This is a genomic window from Bradyrhizobium ingae (genome assembly GCF_055791185.1).
On record NZ_JBVUBB010000004.1, the window covers coordinates 104,710 to 120,202 of the forward strand.

11 protein-coding genes and 1 tRNA gene are annotated in these 15,493 nt (G+C 64.7%); 6 read left to right on the plus strand and 6 right to left on the minus strand.

The window, feature by feature from the left end; translation table 11 throughout:
• Window position 1 precedes the first annotated feature (1 nt).
• The 3 genes from ACV1FX_RS07650 to ACV1FX_RS07660 are packed head-to-tail and all read right to left on the minus strand — an operon-like array spanning window position 2 to window position 9,206.
• The gene (locus tag ACV1FX_RS07650) at window positions 2-1,744 is read right to left on the minus strand and encodes an ArnT family glycosyltransferase (protein WP_473116937.1); all 1,743 of its coding nucleotides are present in this window, start codon (window positions 1,742-1,744) and stop codon (window positions 2-4) included.
• A gap of 50 nt (window positions 1,745-1,794) precedes the next feature.
• Window positions 1,795-3,990, minus strand: coding sequence for a penicillin-binding protein 1C (pbpC, locus tag ACV1FX_RS07655; RefSeq protein ID WP_473116938.1), 2,196 nt, complete (start codon window positions 3,988-3,990; stop codon window positions 1,795-1,797).
• A gap of 11 nt (window positions 3,991-4,001) precedes the next feature.
• Window positions 4,002-9,206, minus strand: a complete 5,205-nt coding sequence (locus ACV1FX_RS07660; protein WP_473116939.1) for an alpha-2-macroglobulin family protein — start codon at window positions 9,204-9,206, stop codon at window positions 4,002-4,004.
• A 391-nt stretch (window positions 9,207-9,597) separates the two neighbouring features.
• Between ACV1FX_RS07660 and ACV1FX_RS07665 the strand changes: the two genes are divergently transcribed.
• The 4 genes from ACV1FX_RS07665 (at window position 9,598) to ACV1FX_RS07680 (ending at window position 13,100) form a co-directional block, all read left to right on the plus strand.
• A tRNA-Arg gene (locus tag ACV1FX_RS07665) sits at window positions 9,598-9,674 on the plus strand.
• A gap of 277 nt (window positions 9,675-9,951) precedes the next feature.
• Window positions 9,952-10,317, plus strand: coding sequence for a hypothetical protein (locus tag ACV1FX_RS07670; RefSeq protein ID WP_473116940.1), 366 nt, complete (start codon window positions 9,952-9,954; stop codon window positions 10,315-10,317).
• Between the two features lie 357 nt (window positions 10,318-10,674).
• A complete protein-coding gene (locus ACV1FX_RS07675) occupies window positions 10,675-11,085 on the plus strand; it encodes a hypothetical protein (protein ID WP_473116941.1) in 411 nt (136 codons plus the stop codon).
• Between the two features lie 224 nt (window positions 11,086-11,309).
• Window positions 11,310-13,100 (plus strand): peptide ABC transporter substrate-binding protein, encoded by a 1,791-nt coding sequence (locus tag ACV1FX_RS07680; protein ID WP_473116942.1) that lies wholly within the window; start codon window positions 11,310-11,312, stop codon window positions 13,098-13,100.
• A 575-nt stretch (window positions 13,101-13,675) separates the two neighbouring features.
• On the opposite strand, the gene ACV1FX_RS07685 is transcribed toward ACV1FX_RS07680, so the two are convergent.
• From ACV1FX_RS07685 to ACV1FX_RS07695, 3 genes are all read right to left on the minus strand, one after another.
• Window positions 13,676-13,816: a hypothetical protein gene (locus ACV1FX_RS07685; RefSeq protein WP_473116943.1), complete on the minus strand. Its 141-nt coding sequence runs from the start codon at window positions 13,814-13,816 to the stop codon at window positions 13,676-13,678.
• Between the two features lie 209 nt (window positions 13,817-14,025).
• Window positions 14,026-14,175 carry a hypothetical protein gene (locus ACV1FX_RS07690; RefSeq protein ID WP_198031917.1) on the minus strand — a complete coding sequence of 50 codons (150 nt, stop codon included), beginning with the start codon at window positions 14,173-14,175 and terminating at the stop codon, window positions 14,026-14,028.
• 107 nt (window positions 14,176-14,282) lie between these two features.
• Window positions 14,283-14,510, minus strand: a complete 228-nt coding sequence (locus ACV1FX_RS07695; protein ID WP_473116944.1) for a hypothetical protein — start codon at window positions 14,508-14,510, stop codon at window positions 14,283-14,285.
• A gap of 224 nt (window positions 14,511-14,734) precedes the next feature.
• On the opposite strand from ACV1FX_RS07695, the gene ACV1FX_RS07700 reads away from it, so the two are divergent.
• Both ACV1FX_RS07700 and ACV1FX_RS07705 read left to right on the plus strand, forming a co-directional pair.
• Window positions 14,735-15,001 (plus strand): hypothetical protein, encoded by a 267-nt coding sequence (locus ACV1FX_RS07700; RefSeq protein WP_473116945.1) that lies wholly within the window; start codon window positions 14,735-14,737, stop codon window positions 14,999-15,001.
• Between the two features lie 162 nt (window positions 15,002-15,163).
• On the plus strand, window positions 15,164-15,334 hold the full coding sequence (locus ACV1FX_RS07705; protein WP_473116946.1) for a hypothetical protein: 171 nt from the start codon (window positions 15,164-15,166) through the stop codon (window positions 15,332-15,334).
• Window positions 15,335-15,493 lie beyond the last annotated feature (159 nt).

Sequence of the window (15,493 nt, forward strand, 5' to 3'; positions counted from 1 at the left end):
CTTACTCGGAGCCCTCCGAACGGAAGATTGCAATCGAGATCGCTCGCCCCTGCGAGAAGTTGTAGCCGTCGATGCGCGAGCCGACGCGGTAGCGCAGCCCGATCGCCTCGGCACGCTGCACGAAGCTGCGCTCGGAACGCTGCTCGATGAACGCAAAGCGGCAGCTGCCCTGCTTGAGGAAGTCTGCAGCACCCGAGCCATCGGTCAGGAGCGTCGACGTCCCCGTCAGGAAGACGAGGCTCGGCTCGTGATAGCCGGCGGAAGCCGCCTTTGGACCGACGCAGCGCACGTTGCGCAATTCGCGCGCGATCTCGACGCTCGGAAACAGCGGCGTCAGCGACGGCAGCACCAGGCCGTAGACCACGACCGCCAGCATCAGGGCCGCAACCAGCGCGTTGAGCAGCGAACGTTCGGCGCGGTTGTTGTCGTAGAGCCACCAGGCGAACAGGCCGAAGATCAGCGACGCCGCGATGAACGGCCAGGCCGCGAAAGCCGGCTGGCGCGTCAGCATGACCGCGCCGACGACCGCCATGATCGAGCCGAGCGCGGGGATCGCGAACCACCAGGCCGAACCGCGCATCAGCCAGGACCGCGACAGCACGCTCCGCTCCAGCGCACCAACGGTGAGGATCGCGATCGCCGGATAGAGCGGCAGCACGTAATGCGGCAGCTTGGTCAGCACCGCCTCGAACACGATCCAGGACGGGATCAGCCACGCCAGCAGATATTGCGCGCCGGGCTCACGCCGAGCCCGCCACACCGCGGGCGCTGCCATCGCCGCAAGCGGCGCGCCCGGCCAGAAGGTGATCCAGAACAGGACCAGATACAGTCCGGGCGGCGCGCCATGGGATTCCTGGGCGCCGATCTTGCTGAGCATGTCGCCGCCCACGGAATCGGCGAAGAAGGCATCGCCCGCCCGCCAGAAGATCGCGATGAACCAGGGGAGCACCAGCACCAGCACCCACATGACGCCCCAGAGCGGACGCAGCCGCCACAGCCAGGATGCGTCGCGGTCCTGGATCGCAAGCACAATGATGGTAGGCGCTGCGAACATCAGGATCAGCGGCCCCTTGATCAGGATGCCGACGGCGATCGCGGTCCAGAAGATCGCCGGATAGCTCCACGGCGGATGCGCTTCGTCCTCGCCGCGCTGCCAGGCGAGGTAAACCCGCGCCATCGCTCCCATGGCCGCAACCACGGTGAAAAGCAGCACCGCATCGGTCTTGGCGAGCCGCGCCTCGACGCCGAGCAGGACGGAGGCGCACATTATCAGCGCCGCGAGCACGGCGGCGCGGCGCGTGACGAAGCCCAGCGCGGTCCAATAGGTCATCAGCACCGCCCCGATCGCGCCGATCAGCGACGGCACCCGGTAGACCCAGATGCGCAATTGGGCGCGCGGCAGACCGAGCGCGGAGGCGGTGTGAACGGCGGCCGCTTGCAGCCAGTAGATACCGACCGGCTTCTTGTAGCGGACGTCGTCCTGGAAGCGGATGTCGACATAATCGCCGCTCTCGACCATCTGCTTGGTCGCCTGCGCAAACCTTGCCTCGTCGCGATCGACGGGCGGAATCGTGAAGAAGCCGGGCAACAGCAGCAGCAGCGCACAGAGCACCAGGAAGCCGATTGCGCGGGCGTGGCTGCCGGTCACGGCATCGATCACCCGCACGAACCGGTTGCCCGGATTTACGGGGGTTTTCGGCTCGCGCGGCTCTCCGAAACGGGGGCGGGCAAAGGTCTCGACCATTGGTTCCGCATACGCTGAAACCGCCGCCCCTACAACCGCTTAAGCCGGGATCATTGAATTCGAATGACAACTGTGTCGGCGGCGCCAGTGGCATCGATTACGGTCAGCCGCGCAAAGCCCGGGCCGGGCGGATCGATCAGCCGCTGGCGCCGTCCGTCGATCTCGCCGAGCGCGGTACCGTTGACCAGAATGGTCATGGGCAGGACGCCGCCGGCGACCTTCACAGGCATGGCGGCCGCCTCGCTACCGGCCGAGCGATCGACGTCGATACGGGAGCCGTTCAGGGGAAACTGGATGTGGGGAGCCTGCTCGCCGCTGGTGCGGACGAGTTCCCCGACGGGGCGGAACCGCCTCAGCGGCAACGGCAGCTTGGCGTTGCTGGCCACCAGGGTTCCCTTCGGCGGCTTCGGAAGTGGAACCGGCAGCTTTCCACTCCGGGCGAACGCGTCGAACAGGATGGGTGCCGCTGCCGCGCGGCCGATCAGACCGGGAACCGGCGCGCCGTCGGGACGGCCGACCCAGACCGCGATCGTCATGCGGCCGTCGAAGCCGACCGACCAGGCATCGCGATAGCCGTACGAAGTGCCGGTCTTGAAGGCGATGCGGTTGTGGGCGGCGTTTTCGGGAGGCGGCGTACCGAGGAGCACGTTACCAACCTGCCAGGCCGCAACCTGGTCGAGCAGCCGCAGTGGCTCCCGCGCGTCCCTGTCGGTCATGACCTCGCGCAGCGGGCGCGTGGTTCCGAGCCTGGCGAGGCCTGAATAGAGCTGGGCAAGATCCTGAAGCGTGACGCCGACGCCGCCGAGGCCCATCGCGAGACCCGGCGCTTCGTCCTTGGGGAGCACCAGATTGCCGCCGGCCTGCCGCAGCCGCGAGGCCAGTCGGCTGGAGCCGACACGGTCGAGCAGCACGATCGCCGGCACGTTCAGCGACATCTGCAGTGCCCTCTTCACCGGCACTGTGCCCTGGAACGTCATGTCGAAATTTTCCGGCGCGTAAGAGCCGAAGCGGACCGGACGATCGTCGATCAGGCTGTCGGGGTGGACGAAGCCATCTTCGAAGGCGAGGCCATAGATGAACGGTTTCAGCGTCGAGCCCGGCGAGCGCAGCGCGCGGGTCATGTCGACCTGCCCTGCCCGGCTCTCGTCGAAATAATCGGCGGAGCCGACGCGCGCCAGCACGTCGCCGCTCTCATTGTCGACGACGATGATGCCAACGGAGATGTTCGGCCCCAGCGCAATTGCACGGTCGCGCGCGAGCGGCTCCAGCACCTTCTGGAGATTGGCATCCAGCGTCAGCCTGATGACCGGCATATCCTTGACGGTTGCAAGCGCGGTATCGGACGCATGCGGCGCCAGGATCGGCATCGGCTTGCGCAGCTTCGGCACGGCCACGGCCTTCGCCTGCTTCGCGTCATCGGCGCTGATCTGCTGCTCCTCGACCATCCGGTCGAGCACGCGGTCGCGCGCGATGCGCGCCGCCTCGGGATAACGGTCGAGCCGGCGCGTTTCCGGCGATTGCGGCAATGCGACCAGAAGCGCGGCTTCCGCGAGCGACAGCCGCTTCGGCTCCTTGCCGAGATAGGCGATGGAGGCTGCGCGAATGCCCTCGAGATTGCCGCCATAGGGCGCCAGCGCAAGGTAGAGATCGAGGATCTGGTCCTTGCTGAGCGTTCGCTCCAACTCAATTGCGCGCACGATCTGTCGCAGCTTCGCATGGAGCGAGCGCTGCCGCCTGGGCTCCATCAGACGCGCGAGCTGCATCGTGATGGTCGAGCCGCCCGAGACGATGTGGCCACGCGTCGCAAGCTGGATCGCAGCGCGCCCCAGCGCGAGCGGATCGATGCCGTCATGCGCGTAAAAGCGCTGGTCCTCATAGGCGAACAGCAGTTTGAGGTAGGTCGGATCCACGTTCGCCCTGGCATCGACCGGCAACCGCCAGCGCCCGTCCGCCATCGCATAGGCGCGCAGAAGCTTGCCGTTGCGGTCGACGATGGTGGTGGAGACCTGCCGCGCCTCGTCGAGCGGCAGCGGGCCAAGGGAAATGGTCCAGGCGACGAAGCCGACGATCGCCAAGATGAGTGCCGCAGCACAAGCCGAGAGGACGCGAAAACCGCGTTTCCCTCTCCGCCCGTCACGGCCGGGCTTGACCCGGCCATCCACGTCGTCGCGCACCGCCCATATGGCCGTGGATGCCCGGGTCAAGCCCGGGCACGACGATGGAGTGTGCGGGTCCACCTCGCTCATCTCACCATCACTCACTTCGCCGCCCGCACCTCGACCGACCCCGTCCCCGTCCGGCCGTAGCGCGAGGGATTGTACATGTCCTCGACATAGGCCTGCGGCAGCACGTATTTGCCGGGCGAGACCGCGCGCACGACATAGGCGACGGTGAAGACCGACTTGGCGTCCGAGGCGCGGTCGACCGCTGCGGTGAAGCGGTCGTCGCGGAACTCGGTATCCTCGGGCTCAGCGCCATCCTCGATCCAGTCCAGCGTCCCGCTGTCACCGGACGAGACCAGCCTCGGATTGTCGATCTCCAGACCCGCCGGCAGATAGTCCGACACTATGATGTGCCCGTATTCCGGCTTCGCCTCCGTGATTTTCAACACCACGGCGAAGCGATCGTTCTGCTTGACCTTGCTGATGTCGGCGGGCTTGCCGTCGAGCGTGAAGTAGTTGCGCTCGATCTTGAACCCGGCCGAGGCGGCGGGCTCCGGCGTGACCGGCGAGCCCGACACCGAGACCACCGCCTGAACCGGAGCATCACCGGTGTTGGTGATCTTCAGCGGCTTGCCCTCAAGCGTCACAGCCTTGTAGCTGCGGTACAGCGCGGTCTTGACGCCCTGGCCGTCCACATCGAGCGACATATTCTCCTTCGCCAGCGCCCGTGCTGCCAGCACCAGCCACGCATTCTCCTGCGTCGAGGTGTAAGGCGTCAGCCCGCGGGCCGTTTCGACCCGCGACACGGCTTGCGTCAGCGTCGCCTTCGGCGCGTTGCCTTCACTGGCGAGCGAGACGAGTGCCGCGGCATCGCGGAGCTGCGAGCCGTAATCACTGCGGCCGAACTCCAGCACGGGCTTTGGCGCGAGGCTGTCGAGCGCAGCGCCGTAGACCCGCTCCGCGCGGTTGCGGTCGCCGACCAGAGCGAGCGCTGCGGCAAGCTGTGATTTGGCGATCGGCGTCGCCAGATTGTTCAGCTTGGTATCGGCGAGATAGCGGAGATCGCCGATCGGAGCTGCGCCATTGCGTGCGAGCACGTAGAGGCCGTAGGCGAGATCACGGCCGCCGTCCTTCTCCGGCTCGTTGGCATTCACCACCGAGTTGCGGATGCGGTCGAGCGCGTTCTTGAACAGCACGTCCGGCACCACAAAGCCTTTTTCACGGGCGCGGCTGAGGAAGTCAGTCACATAGGCATCGAGCCAGGCGTCGTCGCCGCCGGCCGACCACAAGCCGAACGAGCCGTTCGAGCCCTGGCGGGCCAGCAGCCGCTCGATTGCATCGCGGATGCGCTGGTCGACCTCGGTGTCCATGGCCAGATGCGCGCCGGCTGCGAGCTCGTTGACGTAAAGCAGCGGCATGGCGCGGCTCGTGATCTGCTCCGAGCAGCCATAGGGATAGCGATCGAGCGCCTTGAGGATCGTCGCGGCGTCGAGCGCGGTCGACAGGCTCGCCGAGACCGAGACGCTGCCGGTACCCGGCACGAGGTCGGAGAACATGTCCGAGGTCAGCGTCAGGCTCTCGCCCTTCGCCAGCGTGCGGATCGAGCGGCGCGCCAGCACCTGCGTGGCCGCCTTGACGTCGAGCGCATAGTGGCGCGCGAGCGTTAGCCCGTTCGGCCCCTTGATGTCGACGTCGAGCGTCGCCTGCCCGGCCGCGGTCGCGTCGAGCGCGAGCGAGAACGAGTTGCGCTGCTTGGCGGCGAGCTTGACCGTGGTCGCGGGGTTGCCGGTCATCTTTACCGGCCCGGCCGTCTTCACGTTGATCGTGTAGTCGCCGGCCTGCCCTTCGACATTGTCGATCTCGAGATTGACCGTGCCGTGGTCGCCATTGAGCAGGAAGCGCGGCAGCGTCGTGGTCAGCACCACGGGGTCGCGGATCACGACGTCCGTATTGGCACGACCGAGCTTCGTCGCAGTCCACGCCACCGCCATCACGCGCGCCGTGCCGGCGAACTCCGGAGTGTCGAAGCTGACTTCCGCCGTGCCGTCAGCACCAACCGTGACAATGCCGGAATAGAGCGCCAGCGGCTTCTGCGCGGGTGGCGAGCCCTGGAGCTCGGCCGCACCGGCGTCGCCACCGGATTTGATCTGGCCGCGCGTGCCCGACATGCCGTCGATCAGTTGCCCGTAGAGATCGCGGATCTCCGCGGAGAGCTGGCGCTGGCCGAGATAGTAATCATCCGGTGCCGGCGGCTTGTAGTTGGTGAGATTGAGGATGCCGACATCGACCGCGGTGATGACGATCTTGGCGTCCTCGCCCGGATTGAGCCCGTCAAGCTTGACCGGGATCTTCAGCGTCGAATTCGGCCGGATCAGATCGGGCGGCGTCAGTTTCACGGCAAGTGTGCGGGCCTGCTTGTCGATCCCGAACCATTTCAGACCGATTGCGCGGCCCGGCATGCGCTGGGCCGCGGCATCGAGCGGACGACGCAGAGTCGCCACCACATAAGCGCCGGTGCCCCAGTCCTTGCCGACAGGCAGCTTCACCTGCGCGGTGCCTTCCTTGACGTCGATGGTCTGCGTCGTCAGCAGGCGGTCGCCGACCACGTTGACGGTCAGCTTGCCGGCGGAGCGGACATTGACCGACACGGTCATGGTGTCGCCGGAGGCGTATTGCGGCTTGTCGATCGAGGTTTCCAGCAGGTCCGGCGTGTCGGCGCTGCCGTCGGAATACCAGCCGACGTCGAACTGCACCGAGCTCACCGGGCCGTCGGCATCGTTCGACTTCACATCCAGGCGGTAGCGGCCGGGCTGCGGGTTGAGCAAAATGCGCGACGGCTTGTCGGCGGCGATGGTGAGATCGCCGTCAGCGACGCGCGAGGTCGACTTGACCGGCTCATACTCCCAGTAATTGTTCTGGCGGTACCATTGATAGCGCGACTCCATCTTCAGGAGCTCGTAGCGCAGGCCATCACGGGGAAGCGTCTTGCCCTCAGGCGAGACGAACACGACGTCGAACTCGGCCTTGTCGCCCTCCGCGACGTTCCTGTTGCCGAACAGCGGCTTGATGCCGATCAGCGCGGTCGCGGGCGCTACGGGGAGCACCAGCTTGCGCTCGACGGCGCGTCCCCCCGTTTCGACCATGCGGACGAAAATCTGCGCCTCCTGGGGACGCGTCGACGCCGGCTGCTTCTCCAACGTCACCGGGAAGGTCGCAACGCCGTTGGCGTCCGCTTCCGGCAAATTCTCCAGCGGCGTGCGCTCGTTCGAGGTGGTCTCCTCGTCATCGACGCCGAACTGGTAGCCGGCAAACCCCGGTCGTTCGCTTGCGGGCGCGATCAGCATGTCGCCTTCGAGGCTGAGGCCCGACGCCGGCGCGCCGTAGAGGAAATGGCCGTCCGCCTTAAGCTCCACAGGAGCGTTAGCTTTGATCAGCTTGTCCTTGGTGGACAGGTCGAATTCGATCCGATCGGGGACGTAATCTTCCACCATGAAAGTGGTCTCGCCGACCGAAGAGCCCTTCGGATCAGTGAAGGCGCGCGCCCGCCACGTCCCGGTCGGAACGGCCGAGTTGAGCGGTACAGAAAGCGTGCGGCCGCCGGCGCCCTGGTCCGCCAGCACGGCGCGGCGGAATTCGACGCCGTCGGGGCGTTCGATCACCAGGGTCAGCGGTCCGCCATTGACGGCATTGCCCTGCCCGTCGCGCAAGAGCGCGGTGAGGTAGACGGTCTCGCTGGAGCGATAGACACCGCGCTCGGCGTAGACGAAGGCATCGGCACCCGCAGGCACCGCACGGCCGGCGACGCCGCGGTCAGAGAGGGCAAAGGCTGATGTCTTCAGGCTGAGGAAGGCATAGTCGGTCTTCTCACCGGTGACGGTGAGCAGCGCCGGCGACAGCCCGCCCTCGCCGCGCGCCAGTCCTGCCTCGAACAGCACGTGGCCGGCCTCGTCGGTCTTGCGCGTCGCCAGAATCTCGTTGTTGCGGGCAACCAGCCGCACCTCGGCCTTGCCGACCGGATCGGTCGACGCCAGCGAGTTGACGAAGACATGGATGCCGTCATTGCCGGAATAGGCTGTGACGCCGAGATCCGAGACGATGAACCATTGCGTCGCGAGCTGGGAATCGTCGTCGCTGCCCGGCCCCTTGGCCGCGGCCGTCATCACGTACACGCCGGGCTGGAGATCGCCGAGTGCCTGGTCGACCGGGAATGCGGTGGTGACGTCCTGGTTCAGCGTCATCGCGGTCGAAAGCTCGCCGGACCACACCTTTACCCCGCGCTCGCCACCGAGATCGGAGAGCTGGTAGCGCGACAACGTCTTCTGGAAATCGCTGTCGACGACCGTATTGATCAGGTTGCGGTCGCCGATCCGGAACACGTTGATGTCGACCGACGGCGTGTTGACGCTGACCACGGGAATGCCGCGCTGGCCGGTCCTCGGCAGCACGTAGGCGCGGCTGGTGAAGCGCACGAACGGCTTGCGATCGCGCACATAGATGTTGAATTCGGCCGATTTCGGCAGCCCCTCCTTCACCGTCGACGGCAGGCCGGCGCGCAAATTGATGTTGTAGCGCTCGCCATGCTTGAGGCCGTCGACGCAGAGCTGCTTGCCCTCGGCCGACAACGCCGGCTTGTCGGTGCCCGCGAGCGCCAGGAACGGCGCGAAATCGGTGCGTTTGGCCAATTCTTCGGAGAATTGGAAGCAGGCGCGCGGGCTGGCCGAGTCCGAATCGACGGTGTAGTCGAGCAGCCGGAAGCCATGCTCGTCCCGCAGCTTCTCATATTGGCCTCTGATGTCGGCGACCTCCCGCATGTCGAGCGACAGCCGCAGCGCATCCAGCGCCGGCCGGAACAGATGCCGCTCGGCGAGCGACTTGCCGAGGACCGCGAGCGCATCAGCCTCCTCGCCCGGATTGCCGGCGCGCATGTAGGCGATGTAGGCGGCGGTCGAGGCGCGCTCGAGCAGGACAGTCTGCTCGCTCGAGCTTTTCGGGGTGATCTGGAAGATGACGCGCGCAAGGCGCAGCCAGTTGCCGGCATCCTCCGGCGTGGTGGCGGCGATCTGGCCGAGGATGGAAAGGCCGCTCCGGCCGTCGTTGCGCCTGAAGGCGGCGTCCGCGTCGGTGCGCAGGGTCGCGCTGGTCTTGGCGACCGGCCCCGCCTCGGTCTTGATCTGGGCCTCCAGCTTGATCGCGGCATCAGCGAGATCGTCCCGCTTGAACGCCTTGTCGGCGGCCTGCGCCGATACCAGGCCGAGCGCCAGCGTTGCGCAGATTGTGACGGCGCGAACCAAACCGATCATGATGGACTCCCGGGAGCGCGGACGAACGCCGCGTAGGCGATGAAATGCGCGGAAAGGTGACAGACTCAAGGCGATGGAACCAGAATAGCAAAACGTCGCATGCGCCATTGGCAAGCAAGCCCGAACGGGCCTCCGAAGTGCCGCCCCTGGCGCCGCCTCAGCCTGTGGCAGCACCGGACAAAATTAGCCGGTGGACAAGGTCCCGAACGCAGGTGCGACGTCTGGAGCGCCGCTGCGCAGAACGGGACGAGAAGAGTCCATCGCATCGCTTTGTCGCGCGGCGGGGGAAAAGGGTTCGATGCGGACTCGAATTCAGACTTGGCGGACGCGCGGATTTTTCATATTTGGCGTGCTAAGACGTCGCCGGGCCCCTCCCCGGGGCCGTCCAGACGGTCCCGTAGCTCAACTGGATAGAGTAGCGGATTTCTACTCCGCGGGTTGCAGGTTCGAGCCCTGCCGGGATCGCCATTGATTTCAGTCATATAGCAAAGGCACTGTGTTCGAAGGTCCGTCGCTCGACTTGCTGTAATTGTCGAGGGGCTCTCATAAACCTCTGATTGCCGTGTTACCCTTCGGCGTCCCGTGCTCAAGGGACGGATATTTTCAGTTGGTTTAGGAGGGGAATGCCATGCGAAAATCTGTCATTGCCTTGCTGATCATCACTTCTGCACCTTCCGCTTTTGCGGCCGAGCTGCCCAAGGAAGGAAACTACGACTACACCGCGTGCTGATCCGGCACGAATAACATGATCACATTCTCCAAGACGCACACGGCGGCGAGCTACGAAATGACGGGCGTTGTTCGAAGCACTGTTCCGGGCGGGATGTTTGACAGGCACACCTTCCGCTGCGTGGGGATGAATGCTTCGCTCGACGGCAAGGCCACCGGCACCACGGTGTGCGAAGCCATTGATGAGGATGGTGACAAGCGCTTGTCATACTTTTCCCTGGGCAATGACGGCAAGGTCACGCGGGAGAACGTCGTGGGCACTGGAAAATACGAAGGCATGGTCGCAAGCGGCACTGTCCAGCCTCTGGGGCCGTTTCCAGTCATCAAAGCTGGGACGTTTCAGGACTGCAATCATCAGAGCGGCACTTACAAGCTGAAGTGACACAGCACGGGAAATGCCGCCGTTTGGGGGGCGGCATTTCTCGCTCGATAGACGTGACATAGGCGCCGGACGCGGTTGACCGATGGCCCGACGAAATCCGGTTCTCTGACCTCGAGCCCCGGTTTGTCTGCCGAGCTTGCAGAACACACGGCACCAGTCTCCGGCGGGCAGAGCCCAAAATGGCACCGACCTGACAGCACTCAGGCTGGACGGAACCCTGCCGCGATGGCGCGGGCGTCGAGGAGCCGGTCAAGGCGGGCGGTCGCAAGCTTGTGACCGGCAGCGACCACAGGGAACGCGGCGCGTTTTGCAGGGTTGGCTGGTCAAGCGTTTGTCTCTTACGAGTGGAGATGATCCATGAGCACCCTGAAAACTGCCGCCGCGCTCTTTTTTGCCGGCACGATATCGTTGGTCAGTGCGCCAGCTTCTGCAGCTCCGCTATCAGCCCTTTCCGGGTTGGCGAAATCAACTGAGAACACGGTACAGGTTCGCTGGGTTGGTGGCTGGCACGGTGGCGGCTGGCGTGGTGGAGGCTGGCATGGAAGAGGCTGGGGCGTCGGCGCAGGACTTCTTGCGGGCGGTCTGATCGCAGGCGCGCTTGCTGCCCCCTACTATGGTGGCGGCTACTACGATCCCTATTATTCCTACGGCTACGCTCCGGACGTCGGGTATGGGGACCCCTATTATGGTGGGGGATACGGATATCCACCCGCTTATGCGCCTCCGCCTCGCTTCTACGGGCCCCCGTATGGAGGTCCCTACTACTGATTGGCACGCTTCGGACGTGTCACAAACCTGTGGCATGAGCCTTGCTATTTCATAGCCAACCGGGATTTCAGTGCCCGGTTTTGAGACAAGGCGCTGCCGGGGGGACTGGCATTTCGAGCCCGGCAGCGCTTGTCTTGTCGGTGTTCCATTGCCGCCTCGTTCATGTTGAAACATGATGCTCTTCAGCCGGTGACGACTTTTCTTCGAGAGGCTGAGATCATCCGATGAACGAAAACGAAATCCGCAAGGCCGTCGCTGAGGTGAAGCAAGGCACGCAGTCGCGACGCTCGTTCATCCAGACGATGGCCGCGGTCGGGATCGCAGCGCCTGTCGTGAGCCAGATCCTGGCCTGGAACGATGTGGCGATGGCAGACGCCACGCTGCCATACAAGCCGACCAAGGCCGGCGGCGGCGGCCCGCTCAAGATCCTGCTCTGGCAGGCCCCGACCCTGCTCAACCCGCATTTCGCGATTGGCACCAAGGACCAGATCGCCTCGCGCATCTTCTTCGAGCCGCTCGCCGGCTGGGACAAAGAGGGCAACCTCATTCCCTGCCTCGCCGCCGAGGTCCCAACCAAGGCGAACGGCGGCGTTGCGGCGGACGGCATGAGCGTGATCTGGAAGCTGAAACAGGGCGTGAGGTGGCATGACGGCAAGCCCTTCACGGCCGACGACGTGGTCTTTACCTGGGCATACGCCGCGGACATCGCGACCGCCGTCTACACCACGGGGGCCTACAAGGACATCGCCGTCGAGAAGATCGACGACCACACCGTCAAGGTGATCTTCAAGGCCCCGACCCCGTTCTGGGCCGATGCCTTTGTCGGCGCGACCGGCCAGATCCTGCCGAAACATCATTTCGGCGATTATGTCGGCGCGAAGTCGCGCGAAGCGCCGGGCAATCTGAGGCCGGTCGGCACCGGCCCTTACAGGTTCGTCGAGTTCAAGCCGGGCGATATGATCCGGGCCGAACGCAACCCCGACTATCACGTGAAGAACCAGCCGCATTTCGACACGCTCGAGGTCAAGGGTGGCGGCGACGCGGTCTCCGCGGCGCGCGCGGTGCTGCAGACCGGCGAATACGACTACGCCTGGAACCTGCTGGTCGAGGATGAGGTCCTCAAGCGCATGGAGGCCAGCGGGAAAGGCAAGGTCGACGTCACCCCCTCCGGCAACGTCGAGTTCATCATCCTCAACACGACGGACCCGTGGACCGAGGTCGACGGCGAGCGTTCCAGCGTCAAGACCAGACACCCGACGCTGTCCGATCCGGCCGTTCGCCGGGCGATCAACCTCCTGATCGATCGCGAGGCGATCCAGAAATTCATCTACGGCCGTGGCGGCATCGCGACGGCAAGCTTTGTCAACCAGCCTGCGCAGTTCAAGTCGGGCAAGCTCAAATACGCGTTCGACGTCGACAAAGCGAACAAGATCCTCGACGAGGCTGGCTGGACAAAGAGCGCGGACGGCATCCGCGAGAAGGACGGCAAGAAGCTCAAATTCGTCTTCCAGACCTCGATCAACGGCCCGCGCCAGAAGGCGCAAGCGATCATCAAGCAGGCCTGCCAGCGCGCAGGCATCGAGATCGAGCTCAAGTCGGTCACCGCATCAGTGTTCTTCTCGTCGGACGTCGGCAATCCCGACACCTACTCGAAATTCTATGCCGACATGGAGATGTACAACACGACGCAGCCGCAGCCCGATCCGGAGCGGCTCCTGAACCAATGCGTCTCCTGGGAGATCGCCAACAAGGAGAACAAATGGCTCGGCCGAAACATCTCGCGCTGGTCCGATCCGGAGACCGACAAGGCCTACAAGGCCGCGCAGATCGAGCTCGACCCGGTCAAGCGCGCCGCGCTGCTGATCAAGGTCGACGAGTCCTTCTGCGAGGCAAATGTGTTCCTGCCGCTCCTCTCGCGCAACCTCGTCGGCGCCGGCGTCAACAACCTCATGGCCGACATCTCGGGGTGGGACGTCACGACGTGGAATCTGGCGAGCTGGTATCGCAGCACGTAGCAACCGGCCCCCGCCCCCCGAAAAACTACGGCTGTGGCGCGCACATCACTGTCGACGAGAGAACGTCACGACAGGGCGCGCGTACAATTGTCGGGGATTCCGCGAATCACCTAGACCGCAAGTGGGGCTGGGAAGCGGAGAGTAAAATGAGAGTCGCTTCCTTGGAAAGTGTACTGGCGGCAGCCAGTTTGATCTTGGGTATCATCATCGTGTTGTGGGGAATCAAGATCTTCTACGGCGTGTAACGTGTAAACAGACAGGACGCAGGCGTCGAACAAGAGACCATCGTTAGAGGTCCACGACAGGCATCCCTTCCGCGGCGGCGGAAGCCCCTGCCGTTTTTCGTAAGCTGACGCGCGTGACGAATGATGCTCCGTCACATGGTGTCGCGGGCGCTTTCGGAAGCGAGGCGACGACCGGCTCGCCGTTCAAAGCCATCCATGAATCGGTGCTTCACGGGGCAAGCATTGCCGGTACTATCGTACGGACGGCCGGGACCTCTCGTGCATGGGGTCGTTTTCGCAAAAAGGCGCAAGGCGCGAACGGCCGATGTCCGGTCCCGTGGATCCGCGGGATCACTTTCCCTGGCCAACCGACTGCGATGGGGGCGTCGAGAGCTGATCGATGGCCGCCTGCTGCGCACGTTCGCCGAAATGAATGCACAGGAAGAGGACGAAGCCCGCCACGGCGACGATCGCAAACCAGGCGACGCTCATGCGCGCCTGCTTCGAGCGAAGTGGTCGATGTGAAGATCGCCGCATCGTCGGCGTCCGTCGTCAAGCCGAAACGGCCTCGGCTGGTACGGGGGCATCACACCGAGGCCGCCATTCCCACGTGCCGACAGTCGGCGGTCGTCGACACAGCAAGGCAAGTCGGTCAGGAGCCAACAGTTCCAGCACACCGGAGGCGCCGTCGCGGGAGGTCCCTACTCCGCGTCGTTCTCACGCCGCTCGCGCGCGAGCTGATGCCAGGCCAGCGCAAGCTGGATCAGCCTTTGCCGGTCGGCGCCTTCGGAGGCCGCAGCGCGCTTCATCGCCGCCTCGGCTTCGCTCTCGGGGTCATACTCCGCACTCATGACGGCGATCATGACTCGCAAAAGTGGACAAGGGCATGACATTTCGCCCCGTATGAATGCGGTGTCGCCGCGCCCATTTTCCGGATAATCGGAATAGTCGGAAGCAGCTAAAGCTCTTTCGCAATCGCCGAAGCCGGCTCTTCAAGGCTTTTCAGGCCGCTCTCGATCACCGCGATATCGTCGTCGATCTGCGCGATCGACTGGCGACAGTCGAACCCCTTGATGGACTTCAGATCGACGGCGAGGCGCCGCCTGTGCATTCGCAGGTCTTCCAACGACTGGCGATCTCTGACGCGCGCAAAACCTTTGACGATCAGCTCGATGGCCTTGGACATGACGCATACCCCAGCTCACAACGCAGCCGGTCCGAGCAGCCCGGACCGATACGCCAGTTTAGCCCCCGGCAGCGTCCAGGTTCCATCGTTAGCGCAGGTTTGGTTAACGCCGCAGCGCAGCAAGATGCGGGCAGCCCCTCTCCCTTCAAACTGGCATTCGCTTTGCTCAGCCATGCCCAATCAGTCAGACCCGCCGTGGGTCTGTTTCACAGTGAGGCAAGCCCATGCAGCCGATGTCCCGCTTCGAAGCGACCGCCGCCACACAACTCCATGCCTTGATCGCCGACCTCAGATGGAGGGTTCAACTCCTCGATTCCGACATCAAGGAAGAGGAGCACAAGGCCGGCGTGTCCGATCCCGCGAACCATGCCTATCCCATGCTGGCCGTGACGCTGCGGGGACGCCGCGACAACCTGCAGGCGACGGTTGCGACCTTGCAGCGACAGCTGCAAGCCGTTGCTGCCTCGCCCGACTGGGGTCGGGCCGCCTGAACCGCTGAGATCGTGTTGACGACAGTTCACGGCTCGCGGCCGCGATTGTGAATTTAATCACAGAGGCGGCGAGATTCCTCGGCTAAAAGGCAGGCCACGCGGCCGTTCGAAGTTGCGGCCGCGGTCCCGCCAACGACGCATCAACCGACAGCCCTCCCCGCCATGACGCACGACGCCGAAGCAGGAGCCACGGACGCGGACGCACAGGCGCCGCGCCCGAGCCGTGATCTGCTCGGCGTCGCTTATCTCGCGACCATCGCCGTCGTCATGGTCGCCTGGATCGGTGGCCTGATCTGGGCCGGAGTAGCCGTGGTGAGTTGGCTGATCTTCTAGAAAAGATGCGGCGCGAGTTGCGCGGCCTTGATGCTGCCGCACACGATCATTCCCCAAAGCGCAACGCTGATCTGGATAGCGTCCAGCATGTCCCGTTTCCCCGTGAATCTAATTCCATCGTTTTTTCTTTGATCAAAACCGCGAACTGGCCGGGAGCGC

Bases quoted from the DNA above. Each gene is read 5' to 3' on its own strand.
- ACV1FX_RS07695 (WP_473116944.1), bottom strand. From the start codon at position 14,510: ATGTCCAAGGCCATCGAGCTGATCGTCAAAGGTTTTGCGCGCGTCAGA.
- ACV1FX_RS07685 (WP_473116943.1), bottom strand. From the start codon at position 13,816: ATGAGCGTCGCCTGGTTTGCGATCGTCGCCGTGGCGGGCTTCGTCCTC.
- ACV1FX_RS07670 (WP_473116940.1), top strand. From the start codon at position 9,952: ATGATCACATTCTCCAAGACGCACACGGCGGCGAGCTACGAAATGACG.
- ACV1FX_RS07690 (WP_198031917.1), bottom strand. From the start codon at position 14,175: ATGAGTGCGGAGTATGACCCCGAGAGCGAAGCCGAGGCGGCGATGAAG.
- ACV1FX_RS07700 (WP_473116945.1), top strand. From the start codon at position 14,735: ATGCAGCCGATGTCCCGCTTCGAAGCGACCGCCGCCACACAACTCCAT.
- ACV1FX_RS07675 (WP_473116941.1), top strand. From the start codon at position 10,675: ATGAGCACCCTGAAAACTGCCGCCGCGCTCTTTTTTGCCGGCACGATA.
- ACV1FX_RS07680 (WP_473116942.1), top strand. From the start codon at position 11,310: ATGAACGAAAACGAAATCCGCAAGGCCGTCGCTGAGGTGAAGCAAGGC.
- ACV1FX_RS07650 (WP_473116937.1), bottom strand. From the start codon at position 1,744: ATGGTCGAGACCTTTGCCCGCCCCCGTTTCGGAGAGCCGCGCGAGCCG.
- ACV1FX_RS07660 (WP_473116939.1), bottom strand. From the start codon at position 9,206: ATGATCGGTTTGGTTCGCGCCGTCACAATCTGCGCAACGCTGGCGCTC.
- ACV1FX_RS07705 (WP_473116946.1), top strand. From the start codon at position 15,164: ATGACGCACGACGCCGAAGCAGGAGCCACGGACGCGGACGCACAGGCG.
- pbpC (WP_473116938.1), bottom strand. From the start codon at position 3,990: ATGAGCGAGGTGGACCCGCACACTCCATCGTCGTGCCCGGGCTTGACC.